Consider the following 18,158-nt stretch of genomic DNA (forward strand, 5'->3'; position numbering starts at 1 on the left):
CCCACCCGCTGATCGAAACAACACCCGCTGATCGAGCCAACCCACCGCTGATCGAGCTCCCCACCCGCTGATCGAGCTCCCCACCCGCTGATCGAGCTTGTCGAGATCACCCCAACCAACGAAAGGTCCACATCATGTGCGGAATCGTCGGGTTGCACCTGCGCAACCCCGATCTCTATCCCCGCCTCGGGGAACTCCTCTCCGGAATGCTCGGCGAGATGCAAGACCGCGGTGCTGATTCGGCGGGCATCGCCGTCTACGGCAACCCGGAGTGGGCGCCCGCCGGACACGGCTGCGTCTGCCTCCTCGACGCCGACGTCGAACCTGCCGACGCCGCAGCCCTTCTCACCTCGACGCTCGGTACACCCGTTGCCGCGCAGAAGGTCGACGACACGCTGGTCGTATCGGCGGACCTCGACTCGGCAACCGTCCTCGACGCTGCCCGCTCCGCCTTTCCGACGGCGCTCGTCGCAGGCTTCGGCTCCGACCTGACCGTGCTCAAAGGTGTTGGTGCACCACGAGATCTAGCGCAGAAGTGGAACCTTGCATCGGCGTCGGGCTGGCAGGGCGTCGGACATACTCGCATGGCGACGGAATCGGCTGTGACTCCGTCGGGTGCACACCCCTTCGCCGTCGGTCCGGAGCAGTGCCTGGTGCACAACGGTTCGTTCTCCAACCATGCGACGATCCGCCGCGAATTGCGCTCTCAGGGCGTCGAATTCGACAGTGAGAACGACACCGAGGTCGGTGCGCGCTTCGTCGCCCATCAGCTCGCGCAGGGCAAGGACGTCGAAACGGCACTGAAAGAGGTGTGTGCCACCTTCGATGGCTTCTACACACTCCTCGTCTCCAACCGCGACTCCTTCGCGGTTGTCCGTGACGCCATCGCCTGCAAGCCCGCGGTCATCGCCGAGACACCCGACTGGGTCGCGATGGCGAGCGAATATCGCGCTCTTGCACACCTTCCCGGAGTCGACGAGGCTCGCATCTGGGAGCCCGAGCCCGAGGTGGTCTACGCATGGACACGCTGACAGCAACCCCAACCACATCCTCGCCCACGGAGAATCCGATGACCGATCTGTACTTCGACCTCGACACCACACCACTGCGTGAGATCAATTCGGCTCTGCACGGCGACATCTCGGGCGAGGTGATGATCGACAACCCGCACGGCGCACATAGCGTCGCGGCAGGCGTGAACGCCCCGGTCAAGATCACCGTCAACGGACACGTCGGCTACTACGCGGCGGGTATGAATCAGCAGGCCGAGATCATCATCAACGGCAACGCCGGAACCGGTGTCGCCGAGAACATGATGAGCGGAACCGTCGTCGTCAAGGGCAACGCGTCCCAGTCGGCCGGCGCGACCGCCCACGGCGGACTGCTCGTCGTCGAGGGCGACGCCGCGGCCCGCTGCGGCATCTCGATGAAGGGTGTCGACATCGTGGTCGGCGGCAACGTCGGCCACAGCAGCGCATTCATGGCGCAGGCCGGGCGCCTGGTCATCCGCGGCGACGCCGGACACGGCCTCGGCGACTCGATCTACGAAACCCGCTTGTACGTGCGGGGTTCCGTCGCATCCCTCGGCGCCGACTGCGTGGCCAAGCCGATGCGCAGCGAGCACCTCGAAGAACTCGCCGGACTCCTCAAGGCCGCCGGCTTCAAGGACGACGACCTGTCCGCGTACACCCGCTACGGCTCCGCCCGCGAGCTCTACCACTTCCACGTCGACAACTCGTCCGCCTACTGACGCCGGCCACCCGGCGGTCGAGCGCTCAACCCTCGCTGGTCGAGCCACAACCGCTGGTCGAGCTTGTCGAGACCACCCCACCCGCCGGCCGAGCCCTACTCTCGCTGGTCGAGCTTGTCGAGACCACCCACCTCGCCGGCCGAGCCCCGCCCGCCGGTCGAGCCCACCCGCTGGTCGAGCCACACCCGCTGGTCGAGCCCGTCGAGACCACTACCCACAACGGAGAATCCCATGTCCAACCTCAGCAACGCGCAGCGCGGTCTGCGCGAGTCGGCGACCTTCGATCGCTCAACCATCGCCGAGATCCAACGCGCCGCGGAGACAGGCGTTTACGACATCCGCGGGTGGGGCGCCAAGCGCAAACTGCCGCACTTCGACGACCTCCTGTTCCTCGGTGCCTCCATGTCGCGCTACCCCTTGGAGGGCTACCGCGAGCGCTGCGGCACCGACGTCACGCTCGGCACCCGCAACGCGAAGTACCCGCTGCACCTCGACACCCCTGTCACCATCGCGGGCATGAGCTTCGGCGCGTTGTCGGCAGGCGCGAAGGAGGCGCTTGGCCGTGGAGCGTCGGAGGTCGGGACGTCGACCACCACAGGCGACGGCGGCATGACCCCCGAGGAGCGCGGACAGTCCAAGAACCTTGTCTACCAGTACCTTCCGTCGCGCTACGGGATGAACCCCGACGACCTGCGCAAGGCCGACGCGATCGAGGTCGTCCTCGGACAGGGCGCAAAGCCGGGCGGCGGCGGAATGCTGTTGGGCCAGAAGATCACTGAGCGTGTGGCGGGTATGCGCACCCTGCCCGTCGGTATCGATCAGCGAAGCGCCTCGCGGCACCCCGACTGGACAGGTCCGGACGACCTCGCGATCAAGATCAACGAACTGCGCGAGATCACCGACTGGGAGAAGCCGATCTACGTCAAGGTCGGCGCCACCCGCACCTACTACGACGTCAAGCTCGCGGTGCATTCCGGCGCCGACGTCGTCGTGGTCGACGGCATGCAGGGCGGAACGGCCGCCACCCAGGAAGTCTTCATCGAGCACGTCGGCATTCCGACACTCGCCGCGATTCCCCAAGCGGTGCAGGCACTTCAAGAGCTCGGAGTGCACCGGGAGGTCCAGCTCATCGTCTCCGGCGGCATCCGCAACGGCGCCGACGTCGCGAAGGCCATGGCACTCGGAGCCGACGCCGTGGCGATCGGTACCGCCGCACTGATTGCCTTGGGCGACAACGATCCTCGATACCAGGACGAGTACGCGGCACTGGGATCGGCCGCGGGCTTCTACGACGACTTCCAGAACGGCAAGGATCCGGCCGGTATCACCACCCAGGACCCGGAGCTGTCTGCGCGCTTCGACCCGATCGCCGGTGGACGCCGACTCGCCAACTTCCTGCGCGTGACCACGATGGAGGCGCAGACCATCGCCCGCGCCTGCGGCAAGGCACACCTGCATCACCTGGAACCCGAAGACCTGGTGGCGATCTCGATCGAGGCCGCGGCCATGGCGCGCGTTCCGCTCGCGGGTACCAACTGGATCCCCGGGACGGGAGCGGGTCTGTGAGTACCGAAACCGCATCCATCGTCATCATCGGCGGTGGCCTCGAGGGCGTCGCGACGGCGTGGGCGCTGGCGCAGCGCGGCATCACAGATGTCGTTGTGTGCGAGCGCGATACCGTCGGAGGAGGAATGACGGGCAAGTCGTCGGGCATCGTCCGTTGCCACTACGGTGTCAGTTCGCTCGCGGCCATGGCTGCCATCGGCCTCGAGGTGTTCGAAAAGGCCGAGGAGATCTTCGGCACCGACATCGGCTTCCGCCAGACCGGCTACGTCGTCGGAGTCGGGGAGCCCAACGTCGAGAATCTTCGGAAAAGCCTTGCAGCCCAGCGCGAGGTCGGAGTGCAGACCGAGGAGATGGACATCTCCGACGTGGCAAAGCTCTGGCCAGCAGCCGATCTCGAACCGTTCGCCGCGTTCGGCTGGGAAGAACGAGGCGGCTACGGTGACGCGTATCAGACTGCGCAGGCGTTCGCGGCGTCGGCGCGAGCTGCCGGTGTCCGAATCAAACAGGGCACCACGGTTTCCGGTCTGCTGACCGACGGAGAGCGCGTCAGCGGAGTCGAACTCACCGACCACTCGACCATCTCCGCCGACACGGTCGTCGTCGCGACAGGCGTCTGGACCAAGCCCTTCCTCGACAGGTACGGCATCGACGTCCCGATCACGGTGCACCGCGAGCAGATCGTGATGATCCATCCGGGCATGGAACTCGGTGAGGTGCCGGTGTTCTCGGACTTGGTGTCGCTGCAGTACGTGCGCCCGGACGTCCGCGGTGAGATCCTGTTCGGCAACTCAGATCTCGCCGAGCTAGAGGTCGCCAACCCCGACGGTTACCTCAATCGCGCCGACGAGGCATTCCTCGACCTCACCGTCGACAAGGTCGGCACCCGATTCCCGGCCTTCACCGACGCGAGCATCACCAGCAGCTACGCGGGCTGCTACGACGTCACGCCCGACTGGAACCCGGTGATCTCCACCGGTCCGCTCGACGGACTCGTCATCGCCGCCGGATTCAGCGGTCACGGTTTCAAGATCTCGCCGGCCGTCGGGCGTCTCGTCGCCGACCTCGTCGTTGACGGTCGCAGCAACGATCCGCGCATCCCGGAATCCGACTTCCGGCTGTCCCGCTTCGACGACGGTGACCTGCTCAAGACCAGATTCCCGTACGTCGGCGCGGGCGAGATGCGGTAGCGGATGTGTGCTCTGTACGGCGGAACACCGACGTCCGCCGGACCTCGCCGTCTACCCGGAGTGAAGTCCGTCTACCGATATGCTGGCGAGGTGACCGACGACGCTCTGATCCGTAACCAGTCGGGGACCGCGCGCGAACGTCCCGTCGATCAACCCGTCGAAGAACTTGAACTCGAATCGGCGATTGCGCACAACGTCCGACGTCTCCGCAGGCAGGAGGGGCTGTCGGTCGGCGACATGGCCGCCAAGGTCGGCATCTCCAAGGCGATGCTCTCCAAGATCGAGAACGCGCAGACCTCGTGCAGCCTGAGCACTTTGGCGGCGCTTGCGACCGCATTCGACGTCTCGGTGACCTCACTCTTCCGCGGCGCCGACCTCGAACGGTCCGCCGTGTTCGTCAAGGCGGGGGAGGGCTCGCAGATCGTGCGCGAGGGATCGCGCGAGGGCCACGAATACGAGATGCTCGGCTCGCTTCGCGGCGAGCACAAGCGCCTCGAATGCCTCCTGGTGACGCTCACCGAGAAGTCGGTGACGCAGCCGCTGTTCCAGCACCCGGGCACCGAGTTCATCTTCATGCTCGACGGAACAATGGACTACGCGCACTCACGCTCGGTTTACCGACTCAGCCCCGGCGATTCGCTGCAACTCGACGGCGAGGGCGCGCACGGGCCGGTCGAACTGGTCGAGCTCCCGATCCGGTTCCTCTCGGTCATCGCGTTCCCGGACTCGGCCATCTGACCACCCCCGCCGGTCGAGCCACCCACCCGCCGGCGGAGCCTTACTCGCTGGTCGAGCCAACCCCCGCTGGTCGAGCCAACCCCCGCTGGTCGAGCCCTACTCGCTGGTCGAGCTTGTCGAGACCACCGCAGGTGATTTCGACTCGGCTGCTCGCTGCGCTCGCGGCCGGCTCAATCAGCGGAAGAGGGCCCGCTCGCCGGTCGAGCCACCCACCCGCCGGCCGAGCCAACCCCCGCTGGTCGAGCTTGTCGAGACCACCTCAGCTCGAGTAGACCCGGATCCAGTCGAGCGTCATGTACGACGGGTTCGGCGTCGTGAGGTCGGGGTCGCCGGGCCAGTTCCCGCCGACGGCGAGCGTCAGCAGGAGGTACGTCGGCTTGTTGAACACCCACTTCTTGTCGGCGCTCAACTGCGACGCCCGGTAGCTGCCCACCGTCCGCCCGTCGAGCGCGACGGTGATCGCATCCTTCGACTTCGTGACGGAGTACGTGTGGAAGTCGGTCGACAGATCGGCGATCGCACCGGAGTTGCCGAGTTGCCATGTCCCGCCTGACGTCGTCGGACCGTGCAGGTGATTCGTGTATGCCGTTGTCACAGAGGGAGTTTCGATGACGTCGATCTCACCGCTCTCGGGCCAACCCGCCGAGTAGATGTCGGTGCCCATCAGCCAGAACGCCGGCAGTAGACCCTTGCCCGCGGGAAGTTTGATCCTGGCCGACGCCGTCCCGTAGGTGAATGCCACCTTGCCCAGGGTGTTGAGGCGCGCCGACGTGATCGACGTCCCGTTGGAGCGTGCCGCGATCACCAAACGACCGTTGCCGTCGAGGTAGGAGTTCTGCCGCGAGTTGGTATAGGTCTGCCACTCGTTGTTGCCCCAGCCACCGCCGCCGGTTTCGAAGTTCCAGTTCGACGTCGACGGTGAGCTGCCTGCCGCGCCGTTGAACTCGTCTGACCACACCAAAGTGGCCGCACGAGCCGGCGCGACATGCGAGAACCCAAGGGCCGTCAACGATGCGACAAGTGTGAGTGCGATCGGACCGGTCAGGCGGCGCAGCCTTGATGTGACGCGGCGTCGTATCGAGTGGGGGAGGGTCGGCCGGGGTGGGCGTCGATTCATCGGGACGTTCTCCTCGTCGGTGCTATCCCCCGGTGATGACAATTCGGACACTATCGAACGATCGCCTCGTCTGCCAGCCGAACAGCGAATCCGTGTAGCAATCTGTGATGCCGCGCCTATCAACGGCATTCAGCGTCCCAGCCACCTCCCAGCCTCCAAGTGACTCAGCGATCTCCCAGCCGACGTCGAGTGCCTCGCAAGTCTCGGTTGGCATTGTCGGTGATGTCAGAGAGAGCGCTCACCGACGAGCGGTCCGCCGAAGTGAAAGAGGTAGTCATGCCCATCCCGAACAACAACCAGCAGCAGCGCCAGAACCCCGCTCCGGCACAGCGTCGTCGCCGGGTGCGTCGCTTCGACTCGCGCACCCGTCGCTGGAACTGGGTGTGGGTCAACTGATCGGCGCTGTTCCATCCCTTCGCGAGACCCCGCCTGGCCAAGGCGGGGTCTCGTCGCGTGAAAACCAGTTGCACCGCGTCGTCGACCAGTGCCAAGCTGACACGCTTGCCGCAGAAGGAGGACACCACGCCCGCAACAACATCTACGCTCGACGCGCTCGCGAGGGAGCACCCCCATGTACGACGCGCCGTCACCGTGATCGCGCAGTTGTTCAACGATGCGCTCCCCGCAGACCCTGTGTCCATCGACACCTTCCTGACAACACATCTCTGTGCTGACCGGAACGAACTCTTCGTGCAGGTCATGTCCATCAACCCGGCCAGTAGAATCGCCGCAGGCCTCGTTCTCGGCGACCTGATCGAAAATGATTCTCCCGCAACCGGTCCGGACGAAGACGACGCACCTCCGCGGTGGGCAGAACGCAGTGTCGGCGACGACGAGTTCTCGGTCCCCGCCGACATCTCGCTGGCCTTCACCCCCGATAATCCGTTCGGCAGTGGACCGTTGGTGATTTCGTCGTTGCTCAGCGATGCCAACTCGAGAGCCACCATCTCGCTGTACGCACCGAATGAGCTCCGCGGCATGGTGTCTCGTGCCGTCGTTGAGCTTCGTCGTCGTATCGATTCACGTAACCCGCTGCGCGGCAGAGTGTTATCGGTATCGGTGGTCTACAACGAGATCTCGCTGTCGGCTGCCCCCGCGCCGTCGACAACCCGCGCCGATATCGCGATCCCCGACAGCGTATGGCGCGAGGTGGATCTGAGCATCTCCGCTGTCACGTCTCGTCACGAGATCCTCACCGCGGCGGGAATGTCGACGAGTCGTGGTCTGCTGCTCGCCGGGCGTCCCGGTGTCGGTAAGACGGCGATCGCTCGGACGATCGCCGCAGAACTGCTCGGCGACTTCACCGTCGTCATCGTCGAATCCGCCGCAGTCATGGCGAAGCTCGGGTCCGTCTACGCCATGGCCGATGTCCTCGGACCGCTCGTCGTGATCCTCGACGACGTCGACCTCTACGTCCGCCGCCGCGGTGACGGCGACGACTCCGCGCTCGGTGCGCTGCTGTCGGCACTCGACGGCGCGACGGCCCACGACCGCGTCCTGACGATCGCGACGACGAACGATCCGCGCGCCCTCGACGGCGCCGCCACGCGCGCAGCACGTTTCGACTCGGTGATCGAGCTCAATCCTCCCGATGATGCTGCAGCAGAGGCGATTCTGTCGGGAGTGCTCGCGAGAATCGGTGCCCTCGACGTCGATGTCGCACGGGTTGTGGCAGCACTGCCGCGCGATCGCAGCGGCGCTGACGTGAGCGAATTGGTCCGTCGCGCAATCCTCGTCGACGGAGCCGAACTGACCACCGCGACGCTGTTGTCGGTGATCGGTTTGCGCGCGCACGAGGCCGCACTGCCGACGGGCACCTACCTGTAGCGCAGCGACACTCGCCTACCGCTGACCGTCGACGGTCAGCCGGCTTCGGCGGGGTGCACTCTCGACCGTCGGCAACTGCGTCGACACGCCGCGCAGCGCCAGCACGATGGTCCCCGTGACCGATACGTGTGCGGGCAACTCAGCGTTGAGGGTGCGGCGATGCCCCGACGTGTCGACGACCGTGATGTCGACGAGATGTGCGCCGGCGAGTTCGTTTCCGGGGAAGGCGACGTCGTCGATGGCGGTGGTGAGGGGCAATGAGGCGTCGACGTGGAGCACGGCGCGTTCTGCGGTGAGCTGCGCACTGCTGATTCGAGTGACCAGCGCGGGGAACCACACCGCCTCGGGGCACAGCGCCTGACTGACGGGCTCACCCGACTCATCGAGGAAGAACGCGACCTTGCGCCGCAACGACTCCTCCCGGAGCGAGATGTCGTTCACGAGGATGTCGCACCCCGAGCATCGAATAGGCAAGCGCCACTTTGTCGAATCGAACGATCTGGCCACGGTGACCCCTTTCAGAGAGGGCAGTATGTCGAACAGTGTCACCACTTCGGTCTACGCCCGACGCCCCGCCGACGACAGCATCCGGGGCGCTAAGACTTCATCAACGGCGCTAAGAGTTCGTCAACGTGATGTACGCCGCTGTCCGTCGTTCGTCTGGACCCTTGCTGAATGACGTTGGGCGGGGGTATCGGCGAGTATTCTGACCTGCATGGCACGTGCCCCGCTCAAACGTCGAACCTCGTCACGGGCACGGATCCTCGAGTCGGTGGGCACCATCCTCGAGTCGGGTGTGCGCTACGCGGACGTCCCGGTCGAACGCATTCTGACGACTGCCAACGTGTCCCGATCGACCTTCTACCAATGGTTCGACGACAAGGGCGATCTGATCGAGAACGCGGCCGAACCGTTCTTCACCGCGTTCTGGGAGGTGTCGGACCAGTGGTGGATGCGAACTGAGCCGATGGGCCCTGACGACCTCGCCGACACCATCACCCGCATGTTCCAACTGGGGCGCGAGCACGGCCCCGTCTGGCGCGCCTTCCTCGAGACGGTCGACCGCGACGCCCGACTACGTACCGAGTTCGGCGGCTTCCTCGACCTGTACACGACGAAGATGGCAGACCGCCTTCGCCGTGACCAGATGGACGGCCTCGCCCCTGCGGACCTAGATCCGGATCAGACGGCGCGATTCATCACCGTCACCACGCGGGGCAGCCTCCTGGACCTGGTGAACGCCCCGGAGAAATGCGACGCCGCGTTCGCCGCGTCGCTTGCCCGCGCGTACTGGTTGGCGATGTACGGACCGGATTCTTTGGCTTGTGGTGAGGTCTCGCAGACGCAGGGCAGTTCGACGTAGCGCGATTCAGAAGTAGCCGTTCGCGGGCAGCGTGGTGCCGTTGACTGCGAGATCTCCCAGCGCAATCGCCTTGTACGACGTCGGGTTGTGCAGTGTGATCGTCCTGATGTTGCGCCAGTGTCGGTCCAGATTGCATGCGCGACTGGCCGACGATGCTCCGCCGACGTCGAACAGTGCTGTGGCAGTGGGTAATGCGACGGAGTCGACGTGCACCTTCACGCGTGCGGCGGCGACGGAGGCTCGCTCGAACAGCGTGGCGTCGATCACGCCCTGACGCGCGCACTCGAATGCGGCCTCGACGTCGCGAGCTGCGGCGAGAACAGCGGCGCGTGCCACGTGTGCAGCGGCGTCGATCTCGCCGATCGTCTTGAGCAGCACAGGGTCGTGACGAGGCTCGTCGGCGGGCGCGTGGTCGAATGTCCGTGTGCGACCACGCACCAGCTCAATCGCATCGTCGTTCACCGACAACAGGATTCCGGTGATGAGCGCCTGTAGGAAGAGTTGCAGCAGAGGAGCGTCGTTGGCGATGCGCGGCGCACCCGGTGCAGCGAGGTCGACGATTCCGAGGATGTCGTCGGCGGTGACCACGACATCGGTGAACTGCGTCGAACCGGTTCCGGTGCGGTGCTGTCCGATTCCGTCCCAGTCGTCGATCACCGAGACGCCCGCTCGGTCGACGGGGACGATGAGGCGTGCAAGTCGCTCTCCGCCCTGCGCGTCGTCGACCGTGGCCTGCACGGCGATGAAGTCGGCAAAAGCTGTTCCAGTGGAATAGAATTTCTCGCCGGAGAGCACCCAGCCGGTGTCGGTGGGGCGGATGGTCGTGGCGAATCTGCGAGCCCCAGCCGAACCGGCCCGCTCGCTTGTGGCATTGCCGAAGACGGCACCGTCGGCGATCAGGGCACTCCACCGATCACGGACAGGCCCGTCGGGCAGACGCTTGATCTGTTCGACGAACCAGTAGTGCGCCCGCAGGATGTGAGCCGCGATCGGGTCGGCCCGCGCAAGGTCGACGATGAACTCGACGAGTTCGACGACATCGGCTCCGCCGCCGCCGTGTTCCGCGTCGAGAGTGAGGGCGGTGAGGCCCGCGTCGCGCAGCAGCTCGATCTGTGCGCGCGGATCCTCGCCGGCGCGTTCGCGCTCGGCCGATCCCGCTGCGATCTCCGCGAGCACTGCCGCACGGTCGGCGACGACCCTCGTTGCTGCCGTCATGCCGACACCTCTTCACGGTGTGTGATGAATGCGCCGCGGTAGCCCGCCGCGGGGTGCGTATCCGGCAGTCGGTCGCGACCGGTCAACTTCGCACGCACGGTGCCCGCTGCGTAATCACGTTGTGCCAGCCCGCGATCCCGCAGAACCGGCAGGACGTGCTCCGCGAATTCGATGTAGCTCCCCGGGATGGTCGCGTTGATGACATTCACACCGCCGACGCCCGCATCCCGCCACAACTCGAGGCGATCGGCGATCTGTTCGGGAGTTCCCACGACTCTGCCTGAGCGGCTGCGCAATTCGGCAAGGTCGCGGACCGTCGGCTCGCGATCGGGTACCGCCTCGCGCAACCACAGCAGGGTGCTCTGCGTGCCCTGGGTCTCGATGTCTCCGATGGGCGTATCCAGATCGTAGTGGCCGAGATCGATGCCGAGTCCGCCTGCCGAGTGCGCGATGATCGTGCTGGGGTCGATGAGGTCGTCGAGCTCGCGAGCCTTGCGCGTGGCTTCCTCTTCGGTGGAGCCGATCACGAATGAAAGTCCTTGGAAGAACGTGAGATCCTGCGGATCACGCCCGGCTTCGGCAACCAGCCGTCGAGTGTCGTCGATAAGCCCCTTCGCCGCAGCGGGATTCGGCGAGACGATGAACTGTGCCTCGGCATTGCGGGCGGCGAAACGTCGGCCAGCGGGTGACGAACCCGCCTGAAAGAGAACAGGTGTGCGCTGCGGAGACGGCGCGACGAGATGCGGTCCCTCGACTCGGTACCGCTCGCCGACGTGATGGATCTTGTGCACCTTGTCGAAGTCGGCGTGCACACCGGACTCCTTGTCCTGGATGAGCGCGTCGTCGTCCCACGAGCCCTCCCACAGCTTGTAGACGACGTCGACGTACTCCTGCGCCCAGGCGTAGCGGTCGTCGTGGCGCGTGATGCCGTCGTAGCCGAAGTTGCGCCACGCGTTGCTCGACAGGCTGGTGACGATGTTCCACGCGACCCGCCCGCGCGAGGCGTGATCGAGTGTCGAGATCTTGCGCGCGAAGTCGAACGGATGCTCCTGCAGGATCGAACTGGTCACGGCGATACCGAGATTCTCGGTGTGCGAAGCCAATGCAGAGGCGAGGACCAGTGGATCGTTGCTCGGAATCTGCAGTCCCGAGTCGACAAACTTCTTCCAGTCGCCCTGGTAGTCGTCGTAGAGGCCGACGACGTCGGCGGAGAAGATGAAGTCGAACTTGGCCTGCTCCAACGTCTTCGCGAGTGAGATCCAATGATCGAGGTCATTGAAGTTCGTCTGCTGCGCCTCCGGTGCGCGCCAGGCTCCGTGCAGGATGTGCGACGTCGTATTCATCACGAACGCGGCGAATCTGAGGGGTACGGGTTGGGCCATGCGCGTGACGTTACGACTGAGCCCGACGTGATGACTACTTGGAATCAGGGTGATGACAAGAAGTGACCAGCGGTGTCGTGTTTCCTACGGTTGGCCGGTCCCTGACTGAGGAGTGAACTGGTGTTGCGTCTTTCCCGCCGATGGCGGACCCGCATCCTGCCGGCCGTCGGCTTGGCCGTCTGTGTGATGCTTGCCGCCTGCGGTCGGCCGGAGACCGGCGACGGATCATCGAAAGGCGTTGCGGCGTCGCCCGGTGAGCTGGTGTCGGGTGGAGTCATCGAGTACGGGCATGAGCAAGAGCCGCCATGCGTCCACGGCGGTTGGGTCCAGAACGCGTACCTTGCACGGCAGTACCTCGACAACCTGGTCTCACTTGATGACAGCGGCAAGCCGGTCCCGTGGCTCGCCACGAGTTGGGATATCTCGCCCGACAGACGCAGCTACACGTTCCACCTCAAGCCCGGTGTGAAGTTCACCGACGGAACAGAACTCGACGCCGCCGCCGTCAAGACCAACATCAACGGGTATCTCGATCCTGACAGTCCAAATGGCACGGTCGTCTCGTATATCGGGCAGTACTTCGAATCCGACGAAGTGGTCGACAAGTTGACCTACCGTCTCCATCTCAAGGCGCCGTACACGCCGCTGCTGACCGTTCTCTCGCAGGGCTACTTCGGAATTCAGTCGCCGACAGCGCTGGCGCGAGGACCCAAGATCAACTGTGCGCAGCCGGTCGGCTCGGGTCCGTTCAAGATCGCGCAGTGGGATCGCAACCGCAGTATCACCTTCGTCCGCAATGATCAGTACAACTCAGCGCCCGCAAACGCAAAGCATCAGGGTCCCGCGTACGTCGACAAGGTGATCTGGAAGTTCTTGAAAGATCCCGTCCTGCGGTACGGTTCGCTGACCAGCGGATCGTCGGACGTCATCTACAACGTCCCCGCGCTGAACTGGGCCGAGGCGACCCGCAAGTTCCAGACGGAGCAGTACATCACTCCGGGCAGACCCAACGCGATCACGCTCAACGTCGCACACGCGCCGTTCGACGATGTGCGCGTCCGCCAAGCGCTCGCGTACTCCGCGGACCGTAAGAAGTCCGTCGAGACCGCCTATCTCGGCGTGGTGCCCTACAACGCCAACGGGGCATTGAGTCAGAGCACCCCCGACTACGACCCGAAAGCCGGTGACTATGAACATGATCCGGCGAAGGCTAATGCTCTCCTCGACTCGGCGGGTTGGACGCAACGCGATGGCGACGGCATTCGTGAGAAGGACGGAAAGCGGCTGACCGCACGCGTTGTCTATCCGGCCGATTCGATCATCGGGGCCGAAGGCGCAGGTATTCTGCAGGACGTCGCTGCACAGGCACGCGAGGTCGGCTTCGACCTTCAGCTTGTACCCGCCACACAGAGTGCGTACTTCGGCGGCAACTACGCCAAGGCCGATACCTATGACGCGTACGTGGGCTACTGGACCAGTCCGACGCCGGGCCTGCTCTACATCAACTGGCGACAACGGCTGTCCGACAACCCGAATCCGTACAACACGGCGTTCTACAACGATCCGCATCTGCAGGGACTCATCGAGCAGGCAAACTCGTCGGCCGATCCCGCGCAGGCAGCGTCGTTGTACTCCGACGCGCAGCGACTCATCGGCGACAACGCTCTGTCGATCGGATTGTACACGCAGACGACGTCATTGGCGTCGAACCCCAAACTCCACGACGTGTGGATCGAGAAGTCTCAAGGCGAACCGGTGTTCGCGGATGCGAGGTTTGTCCGATGACCGTGCTCGACGACCGCGAATCCGCCGGCGACGCGGCGCCCGCGGAGAAAGTTCCGACGCCATCCTGGCGACGTCCCCCACGTGCCGTGGTGCGCTGGGGAGCAAAGCTCGGCTCAGCGGTGTTCGTCCTCTGGGCGGCTGCGTCGATCACGTTCCTACTACAGGTGATCGCGCCCGGCGATCGAGCCACGCTGCTACTGAATCTGTCGTCGGGGCTCAGTCGGGAGCGCACGCCCGACGAGACCGCGCCGGTGAACGCGCAGTATGGCTTCACCGATCCGGTGTGGCAGCAGTACCTCCACTACCTCGGCGGGCTGCTGCGTGGCGATCTCGGCACGTCGTACCAGCTAGGACAACCGGTCAACGAAATCATTGCCGCGCAAGTAGGTCCGACGCTCGTGCTGACGTTCAGCGCGTTGATCGTGGCCTGGATTCTGGTGCTCTTCCTCACCACGCTCACTGCGGGACGTCGAGGCCCGTGGGGCGCGATCGGCTCGTTCGTCGAGACCGTGAGCGCTGGACTTCCGCAGTACTGGATCGGATCGATCCTGCTGGTGGTCTTCGCGATCAACCTCGGATGGTTCCCGGTCGAGAGTGGTACCGGGGTTCGTGGCCTGGTGCTCCCGGTGTTGACACTGGCGATTCCGCTTGCCGGGTTCCTCGGGCAGATCGCACGTGACGAGTTCGCACGAGCGCTCGACCAGCCTTTCGTCCTCACCGCGCGCAGTCGCGGTCTCGGTGAGCTTTCCGTGCGGAGCCGACACGTGCTGCGTCACTCGGTCCTGCCGGCCATCACCGTGTCGGGGTGGGCGATGGGCGCGCTGCTTTCGGGTGCGGTGATCGCCGAGACGGTGTTCGCACGAGCAGGCATCGGCCAGACCCTGGTGAGTGCTGCGACATCGCGCGATGTCCCGCTCGTGAGCGGCATCGTCATCTTTGTCGCACTGATCTACACCATCGCCAACCTGGCAGTGGATGCGCTCTACACCGTCATCGACCCCCGGATCGAGGTCCCGTGACCGTTATCGAGAATCCCACAGCCCCAACCGAATCCGAAGGATCGTCGTCGGGTTCTGCCTTCAGCGCGCTGCTGTCGACGTTGAAGACCCGCAATCCCGTTCCGACAGCCGACAAGCGCCGTCGACCTCCGTGGAGTGTTGTCGCGGGAGCCATTGTTGTCGTGTTGCTTGTTCTCGCGGCAGCAGTTCCATCGCTGCTTGCGCCGTACGATCCGTTCGCCATCAACCTCGACGCCACGCTGTCGCCGCCGAGCTGGTCGCACCTATTTGGCACTGATCTCAACGGGCGAGACCTGTTCAGCCGCGTCATCTACGGCACACGCGAGTCGCTCGGTATCGGCCTTGGTGCGGTCGCCGTCGCAACGGTGCTCGCCGTGTTCCTGGGTATCGCCGCGGGGCTCTTGGGGCGGATCGCAGGAGCACTCGCGAACAGGTGGATCGAGATCATGTTCGCCTTCCCCACAGTGCTTCTCGGCCTACTTCTGGTGTCGGTGTTCGGCCCCGGAGCGTCGACTCTGATCTTTGCCATCGGAATCGGCATCGCGCCAGGGTACGCACGCATCGTGCGCGGCCAGGTACTCGCCGTCCGCAATGCGCCCTACATCGAGGCCGCTACCGCCATCGGTCACTCACGTGGCCGAATCCTGCTGCAGCACATCGCTCCCAACTCGCTGAGACCGATGATCGTCACGGCCACATTGGGTATCGGCCAGGCGATCATCTGGGCGTCGGGGCTGGCATACCTCGGGCTCGGCGTCGCACCACCAGCACCGGAATGGGGCGCGCTGCTCGACTCCGGCCGCACGTACATCACTGTCGCCTGGTGGCTGGAGATCTTCCCTGGTCTCGTGATCGTCGTTGCTGCATTGGCATTCACGACGCTGGGCCGCTACCTCGGCCAGCGTTTGGAAGGAGACAGGCGATGAGCCTGGTGGACATCAAAGATCTGCACATTGCTTTTGGCAGCCGCGAGATCGTCAAGGGAGTCTCGCTGCAACTGGACGCGGGTGAATGTCTGGCGATCGTTGGGGAGTCGGGGTCGGGTAAGTCGGTGACCGCACGAACTTTGATCGGACTGACCGGCGACGGAGCTGAGATCACAGCCGAGCGCATTGAGTTCGACGGCCAATCGCTACGTGGACTGTCTGATCGAGGGTGGCGCAAGATTCGCGGCCGCGAGATCGGCTTCGTCCTGCAGGACGCGTTGGTGTCACTCGATCAACTGCGCACCGTCGGCAGTGAGATAGGGGAGGCCATCTCAGTACATGACCGTGGGCGCGCATTCGGCGCAGGACTGTCGAGGACAGCGAGGGCACAGCGAGCCGAACGAGTGGTCAAACTGCTCGATCTGGTCGGTGTGCCCGAGCCGAAGGTCCGTGCGGGACAACGTCCACACGAGTTGTCCGGTGGACTTCGGCAACGTGCGCTGATCGCATCGGCGCTTGCGCGGGACCCGAAGCTGGTGATCGCCGACGAGCCGACGACCGCGCTCGATGCGACTGTGCAGGCACAGATCCTCGAGGTGTTGCGACAGGCGAAACAGCGCGGCAGCGGCATCATCTTGATCTCTCACGATCTGGCCGTCGTCGCGAGTCTGGCCGACCGGATCGCCGTGATGCGGTCCGGTGAGCTCGTCGAATACGGTGATGCGCAACAGATTCTGAGCGACCCGCAGCACGAGTACACGCAGGGACTGCTGGCGGCGATTCCTTCTCGAGCGTCGAAGGGAACCCTCCTCACCACCGGTGCGACACTACCTTCTGCGACTCCCATCTCCGACGACCAGCCGCCTGCTCTACGCGTACGCGACCTCCGAAAGACGTTCGGCGGTAGGGATAATCACCGTCATGCCGCAGTGCAGGGAGTGAGCTTCGACCTTCGGCCAGGACAGACGCTGGGAATCGTCGGCGAGTCCGGATCGGGTAAGACGACGACGGCGCGCATCGTGCTGGGACTGACCGAACCCGATTCGGGAACCGTCGAACTGAATGGCCGACCGTGGAGTTCGTTGTCGGATGCACAGCGAAGGTCGACGCGCCAACAGATTTCGGTGATCTATCAGGATCCGCTGAGCTCCTTCGATCCGCGGTGGACCGTCGAGCGGATCATCGCAGATGCTCTCCGCGTCAGAGGTTTACGCGGTAGTGCACTCGACGCCAAGGTGTCGGAGCTGCTCGACCACGTCGGACTCTCCGACGCCTTTCGTACGCGACATCCGTTGCGACTCTCCGGAGGTCAACGACAGCGTGTGGCGATCGCACGGGCGCTCGCCCCCGAACCGTCGGTGATCGTGTGCGACGAACCCGTCTCGGCACTTGACGTCTCGATCCAGGCGCGCATTCTCGATCTGCTCGCCACACTGCAGGCCGAGACGGGAGTTGCGCTGCTGTTCATCTCGCACGACCTCGGCGTGATCCACCACATCAGCGACGACATCATCGTGATGCGATCCGGCGAGGTCGTCGAATCCGGCACTGCCGACGAGGTGTTCGAGAACCCGCAGCACCCGTACACCAGGGAGTTGCTCGCCGCGGTGCCGACGATCGGCGGGGAAAGGGTGGCCTAGTCTGTCATCCACCTCGTGCAGCGAGGTAGGCCGCCCGAAGGTCTGCCGGCACCCGCCCGCGATCGGAGACGGAAATGCCCCGTGCCAGAGCCCATTTCCGGATCTGCGCAGCGCTCGGTGTCGACAAAGCTGTCACCGCGGACTCCTGCGACGCGGTGAGCGACCGTTCGTGCAGGCATGCACCGAACCAGCGGTAGAGCCATTCCTGTGCCAACGCACGAGTCTCGCAGAACACGATTGGAACCGACGGAAAACGCGCCTGCGCCTCGGCGACACGGTGGCAGTAGACCTTCGACGTGCGCGGCCACGTCTCGCGAGCCTGCAACACGATCCCGTCGCGGCCGAGAGGCAACCGCACCAGGTAGGGCAGTGACGTGCCCTCTTCGGGGTTGCGTGCGATGAGCAGGTCGTCGGCCATAGGAACTCAGATTGCCGGACTGATTCGACGATGCACAACCCCGACGACGCGGAGCTCTGCGACTACGAGCCCTCAGTGAGTTGGAAACTCTCAGCAAGTAGTCAGCGGTCTCCTAGGTAGTGCTGCGCCGAGAAGTCGCGTACCTGACTGCGGATTCATTTCTAGGCGCAACTCGCGAGAGTTGATGTCGGCAGGTCCCACACCAGTCGGTCCAACCAGCACAAT

At 64.8% G+C, this 18,158-nt stretch carries 17 protein-coding genes; 11 read left to right on the forward strand and 6 right to left on the reverse strand.

The genetic code is table 11. From position 1 onward, the window contains the following. Window positions 1-134: 134 nt before the first annotated feature. Entirely contained in the window at window positions 135-1,031 is an 897-nt protein-coding gene (locus GOSPT_RS09020) for a class II glutamine amidotransferase domain-containing protein (protein ID WP_005205390.1), read from the forward strand. Beyond that, window positions 1,019-1,750, forward strand: a complete 732-nt coding sequence (locus GOSPT_RS09025; protein WP_005205392.1) for a GltB/FmdC/FwdC-like GXGXG domain-containing protein — start codon at window positions 1,019-1,021, stop codon at window positions 1,748-1,750. The genes GOSPT_RS09020 and GOSPT_RS09025 overlap by 13 nt, the downstream gene beginning before the upstream one ends. Before the next feature lie 95 nt (window positions 1,751-1,845). Here the strand turns inward: GOSPT_RS09025 and GOSPT_RS23860 are convergent, their stop codons facing one another. Further along, complete coding sequence (locus tag GOSPT_RS23860; RefSeq protein ID WP_156527431.1) at window positions 1,846-1,983, reverse strand: hypothetical protein; 138 nt, start codon at window positions 1,981-1,983, stop codon at window positions 1,846-1,848. Between GOSPT_RS23860 and GOSPT_RS09030 the strand changes: the two genes are divergently transcribed. The 3 genes from GOSPT_RS09030 to GOSPT_RS09040 are packed head-to-tail and all read left to right on the forward strand — an operon-like array spanning window position 1,982 to window position 5,241. Next, window positions 1,982-3,316, forward strand: coding sequence for an FMN-binding glutamate synthase family protein (locus tag GOSPT_RS09030; RefSeq protein ID WP_005205394.1), 1,335 nt, complete (start codon window positions 1,982-1,984; stop codon window positions 3,314-3,316). The genes GOSPT_RS23860 and GOSPT_RS09030 overlap by 2 nt on opposite strands. After that, window positions 3,313-4,503 (forward strand): NAD(P)/FAD-dependent oxidoreductase, encoded by a 1,191-nt coding sequence (locus GOSPT_RS09035; RefSeq protein WP_005205395.1) that lies wholly within the window; start codon window positions 3,313-3,315, stop codon window positions 4,501-4,503. Before GOSPT_RS09030 ends, GOSPT_RS09035 begins: the two co-directional genes overlap by 4 nt. 3 nt (window positions 4,504-4,506) lie before the next feature. Beyond that, window positions 4,507-5,241 (forward strand): helix-turn-helix domain-containing protein, encoded by a 735-nt coding sequence (locus tag GOSPT_RS09040; RefSeq protein ID WP_005205397.1) that lies wholly within the window; start codon window positions 4,507-4,509, stop codon window positions 5,239-5,241. Between the two features lie 259 nt (window positions 5,242-5,500). Here the strand turns inward: GOSPT_RS09040 and GOSPT_RS09045 are convergent, their stop codons facing one another. Further along, entirely contained in the window at window positions 5,501-6,358 is an 858-nt protein-coding gene (locus tag GOSPT_RS09045) for a glycoside hydrolase family 16 protein (RefSeq protein WP_005205398.1), read from the reverse strand. Between the two features lie 453 nt (window positions 6,359-6,811). Between GOSPT_RS09045 and GOSPT_RS09055 the strand changes: the two genes are divergently transcribed. Next, the gene (locus tag GOSPT_RS09055) at window positions 6,812-8,185 is read left to right on the forward strand and encodes an ATP-binding protein (protein ID WP_005205405.1); all 1,374 of its coding nucleotides are present in this window, start codon (window positions 6,812-6,814) and stop codon (window positions 8,183-8,185) included. A 15-nt stretch (window positions 8,186-8,200) separates the two neighbouring features. Here the strand turns inward: GOSPT_RS09055 and GOSPT_RS09060 are convergent, their stop codons facing one another. Beyond that, the gene (locus GOSPT_RS09060; RefSeq protein WP_005205406.1) at window positions 8,201-8,737 is read right to left on the reverse strand and encodes a hypothetical protein; all 537 of its coding nucleotides are present in this window, start codon (window positions 8,735-8,737) and stop codon (window positions 8,201-8,203) included. Window positions 8,738-8,900: 163 nt separating this feature from the next. Between GOSPT_RS09060 and GOSPT_RS09065 the strand changes: the two genes are divergently transcribed. Continuing rightward, window positions 8,901-9,548: a TetR/AcrR family transcriptional regulator gene (locus GOSPT_RS09065; RefSeq protein WP_051993795.1), complete on the forward strand. Its 648-nt coding sequence runs from the start codon at window positions 8,901-8,903 to the stop codon at window positions 9,546-9,548. A gap of 6 nt (window positions 9,549-9,554) precedes the next feature. Here GOSPT_RS09065 and GOSPT_RS09070 read toward each other — a convergent pair whose 3' ends face one another. Both GOSPT_RS09070 and GOSPT_RS09075 read right to left on the reverse strand, forming a co-directional pair. Beyond that, window positions 9,555-10,763, reverse strand: coding sequence for an acyl-CoA dehydrogenase family protein (locus tag GOSPT_RS09070; RefSeq protein WP_005205408.1), 1,209 nt, complete (start codon window positions 10,761-10,763; stop codon window positions 9,555-9,557). After that, complete coding sequence (locus tag GOSPT_RS09075) at window positions 10,760-12,145, reverse strand: LLM class flavin-dependent oxidoreductase (protein ID WP_005205409.1); 1,386 nt, start codon at window positions 12,143-12,145, stop codon at window positions 10,760-10,762. Before GOSPT_RS09075 ends, GOSPT_RS09070 begins: the two co-directional genes overlap by 4 nt. Window positions 12,146-12,331: 186 nt before the next feature. Here GOSPT_RS09075 and GOSPT_RS09080 point away from each other — a divergent pair, with 186 nt between their 5' ends. Genes GOSPT_RS09080 through GOSPT_RS09095 form a run of 4 tightly spaced genes read left to right on the forward strand, consistent with a single transcriptional unit; the run spans window position 12,332 to window position 17,515 of the window. Further along, window positions 12,332-13,930 (forward strand): ABC transporter substrate-binding protein, encoded by a 1,599-nt coding sequence (locus GOSPT_RS09080; RefSeq protein ID WP_082965492.1) that lies wholly within the window; start codon window positions 12,332-12,334, stop codon window positions 13,928-13,930. Further along, window positions 13,927-14,949, forward strand: coding sequence for an ABC transporter permease (locus tag GOSPT_RS09085; RefSeq protein ID WP_005205411.1), 1,023 nt, complete (start codon window positions 13,927-13,929; stop codon window positions 14,947-14,949). The genes GOSPT_RS09080 and GOSPT_RS09085 overlap by 4 nt, the downstream gene beginning before the upstream one ends. Next, entirely contained in the window at window positions 14,946-15,875 is a 930-nt protein-coding gene (locus tag GOSPT_RS24105; protein WP_005205412.1) for an ABC transporter permease, read from the forward strand. Before GOSPT_RS09085 ends, GOSPT_RS24105 begins: the two co-directional genes overlap by 4 nt. Further along, window positions 15,872-17,515 (forward strand): dipeptide ABC transporter ATP-binding protein, encoded by a 1,644-nt coding sequence (locus tag GOSPT_RS09095; RefSeq protein ID WP_005205413.1) that lies wholly within the window; start codon window positions 15,872-15,874, stop codon window positions 17,513-17,515. The genes GOSPT_RS24105 and GOSPT_RS09095 overlap by 4 nt, the downstream gene beginning before the upstream one ends. A 4-nt stretch (window positions 17,516-17,519) precedes the next feature. Here GOSPT_RS09095 and GOSPT_RS09100 read toward each other — a convergent pair whose 3' ends face one another. Continuing rightward, window positions 17,520-17,933 (reverse strand): Lsr2 family DNA-binding protein, encoded by a 414-nt coding sequence (locus GOSPT_RS09100; RefSeq protein WP_005205414.1) that lies wholly within the window; start codon window positions 17,931-17,933, stop codon window positions 17,520-17,522. Window positions 17,934-18,158: the final 225 nt, after the last annotated feature.

The organism is Gordonia sputi NBRC 100414, from assembly GCF_000248055.1.
In the GTDB taxonomy this organism is placed as follows: Bacteria; Actinomycetota; Actinomycetes; order Mycobacteriales; family Mycobacteriaceae; genus Gordonia; species Gordonia sputi.

Excerpts from the sequence above, each read along its gene's own strand:
- GOSPT_RS09070 (WP_005205408.1), bottom strand. The coding sequence starts at position 10,763 with ATGACGGCAGCAACGAGGGTCGTCGCCGACCGTGCGGCAGTGCTCGCG.
- GOSPT_RS09045 (WP_005205398.1), bottom strand. The coding sequence starts at position 6,358 with ATGAATCGACGCCCACCCCGGCCGACCCTCCCCCACTCGATACGACGC.
- GOSPT_RS23860 (WP_156527431.1), bottom strand. The coding sequence starts at position 1,983 with ATGGGATTCTCCGTTGTGGGTAGTGGTCTCGACGGGCTCGACCAGCGG.
- GOSPT_RS09075 (WP_005205409.1), bottom strand. The coding sequence starts at position 12,145 with ATGGCCCAACCCGTACCCCTCAGATTCGCCGCGTTCGTGATGAATACG.
- GOSPT_RS09100 (WP_005205414.1), bottom strand. The coding sequence starts at position 17,933 with ATGGCCGACGACCTGCTCATCGCACGCAACCCCGAAGAGGGCACGTCA.
- GOSPT_RS09095 (WP_005205413.1), top strand. The coding sequence starts at position 15,872 with ATGAGCCTGGTGGACATCAAAGATCTGCACATTGCTTTTGGCAGCCGC.
- GOSPT_RS09025 (WP_005205392.1), top strand. The coding sequence starts at position 1,019 with ATGGACACGCTGACAGCAACCCCAACCACATCCTCGCCCACGGAGAAT.
- GOSPT_RS09085 (WP_005205411.1), top strand. The coding sequence starts at position 13,927 with ATGACCGTGCTCGACGACCGCGAATCCGCCGGCGACGCGGCGCCCGCG.
- GOSPT_RS09020 (WP_005205390.1), top strand. The coding sequence starts at position 135 with ATGTGCGGAATCGTCGGGTTGCACCTGCGCAACCCCGATCTCTATCCC.
- GOSPT_RS09030 (WP_005205394.1), top strand. The coding sequence starts at position 1,982 with ATGTCCAACCTCAGCAACGCGCAGCGCGGTCTGCGCGAGTCGGCGACC.
- GOSPT_RS09065 (WP_051993795.1), top strand. The coding sequence starts at position 8,901 with ATGGCACGTGCCCCGCTCAAACGTCGAACCTCGTCACGGGCACGGATC.
- GOSPT_RS09080 (WP_082965492.1), top strand. The coding sequence starts at position 12,332 with ATGCTTGCCGCCTGCGGTCGGCCGGAGACCGGCGACGGATCATCGAAA.
- GOSPT_RS09040 (WP_005205397.1), top strand. The coding sequence starts at position 4,507 with ATGTGTGCTCTGTACGGCGGAACACCGACGTCCGCCGGACCTCGCCGT.